Source organism: Trebonia sp. (genome assembly GCF_049794275.1).
Lineage (GTDB): Bacteria > Actinomycetota > Actinomycetes > Streptosporangiales > Streptosporangiaceae > Trebonia.
The window spans coordinates 1-1,854 of the sequence record NZ_JBARCR010001093.1 but is presented as its reverse complement, the minus strand read 5'-3'; the positions used below and the strand labels follow the sequence as shown (position 1 = coordinate 1,854).

The following is a 1,854-nucleotide window of genomic DNA, read 5'->3' as shown; positions in this document are numbered from 1 at the left end:
TCGCCGGCCAGTCCGCCGCGCAGGTTTCCGCGTACCTGAACCAGTTCGCCGCCCGCGGCGAGCCGTTCAGGCTCGCGCTGCACGGCGACCCGGCGCTGACCGCCGCGTGGCGCCCGCTCGTCATCACCACCCGCCAGTCCAGCGGCGTGGTGCCGGCCGGAGCGGCCGTCATGCTCGTCGGCCGCTCGCCGGGCACCATCGCCAGCCACGTGCGCGGCCTCGTGTTCGCCGAGCTGATCACCGGCGGCGTGCTGCTCGCCCTGCTCGCCATCTGCGGCAGCTGGCTGATCGGCCGGGGCCTCGCCCCGCTTGACCGGATGGCGAGCACGGCCGACATGATCACGAGCAGCGGCGACCTGGCGGCGCGAATGCCGGAGGCGAGCAGCCGTCAGGAGACCGGCAGGCTCGCGGGGGCGATCAACACGATGCTCGACCGCATCCAGCAGGCCTTCGGCGCCCGGCTGCAGTCAGAACAGAAGGTGCGCCAGTTCGCCGCCGACGCCTCCCACGAGCTGCGCACCCCGCTGACCACGATCCGCGGGTACGCCGAGCTGTACCGGCAGGGCGCGTTCGGCCCCGCAGAGCTGCCGAACGCGATGCGGCGCATCGAGCAGGAAGCCGACCGGATGAGCATGCTCGTGGCAGAACTGCTCGAGCTGGCCCGCCTCGACCGCATGTCCTCCCTCGACCTGACCGAGACCGACCTCGCCCTGCTGGCCAGGGATGCGGTGGCCGACGCGCGAGCGGTCGAGCCCGAGCGCGAGGTGCGGGCGCAGGTTCCGCCGAGCCTGGTGGTCACCGCCGACGAGTCGCGGATCCGCCAGGTGCTCGCGAACCTGCTGGGCAACGTCCGCGCGCACACCCCGGCGGGCACCGCCGCCACTGTCCGCCTCTACCCGGACGGCGACGGCGCGGTGCTCGAGGTCAGCGACAACGGTCCCGGCATGTCCGAGCAGGACGCGTCACGGGCCTTCGACCGCTTCCACCGCGGCGGCCGCGGCGACGGCGTCACCGGCGGCCGCCGGTTCGGGCACGACGGTGCCGAGGCCACGGGAAGCGGCCTCGGCCTGTCCATCGTCCAGGCGATCGCGGCCGCGCACGGCGGCCAGGCGAGGCTGCGGTCCGCGCCCGGCGCGGGAACGACTGTCCAGCTGTGGATTCCCGTCAAGAATCCACATCAGTTATCCGGAACGGGCCCGTTTCTTCGCCCCGCCGGCCAGCCGGTTCCGGCGCTCGCCGGGGCGGGTGGTGGACAATGACACGGTGGCTTCGGATTCCTCGCGGCCGGTGACCCTGGCCGAGCTGGTGGCGACACTGTCGCTGGTGGCGGACCTCGGCATGGGCCGACCCATGGAACGGGTGCTGCGCCAGACCGTGGTGGCCATGCGGCTGGGGACGGCGGCCGGGATGGATCAGGCTGCCTGCCTGTCCGCGTACTACACGTCGCTGCTGACGTGGGTCGGCTGCGCCGTCGACACGGCCGAGGTGGCGGCGCTCTTCGGCGACGAAACGGAGTTGTACGCCGACAGCCACGACGGGGATCTCGGGGGCATCAGCCTGGCCGTCTTCGTCGCCCGTCATCTCGGCCGGGGCACATCGGGTTTTCATCGCGTCGGGCTGGTCGGGAAGTTCCTGGCGTCCGCGGGCCGGTCGGTGCAGCAGGTGATGACGGTGCATTGCCAGGAGGCGAGCGATCTCGCCGGCTGGCTGGAACTCGGCCCTGCGGTGTGCGAGCCGCTGCTGCAGGCCTTCGAACGGTGGGACGGGCGGGGCGTGCCCGGGCTGGCGGGCGCCGATGACCTGGCACCCGCGATCCGCCTGGTCCACCTGGCCGACGTCGTCGAGGCATTCCAC

The 1,854-nt window shown here is 72.9% G+C and carries 1 protein-coding gene and 1 pseudogene; both read left to right on the top strand.

The features are described 5' to 3' along the window. Positions 1 to 1,259, top strand: a 1,259-nt coding sequence (locus WA805_RS27240; protein ID WP_425243769.1) for a sensor histidine kinase, incomplete at its 5' end; no start/stop codon positions are given. A 4-nt stretch (positions 1,260 to 1,263) separates the two neighbouring features. Next, positions 1,264 to 1,854 (top strand): annotated as a pseudogene (locus tag WA805_RS27235) (hypothetical protein); the annotation flags it as partial.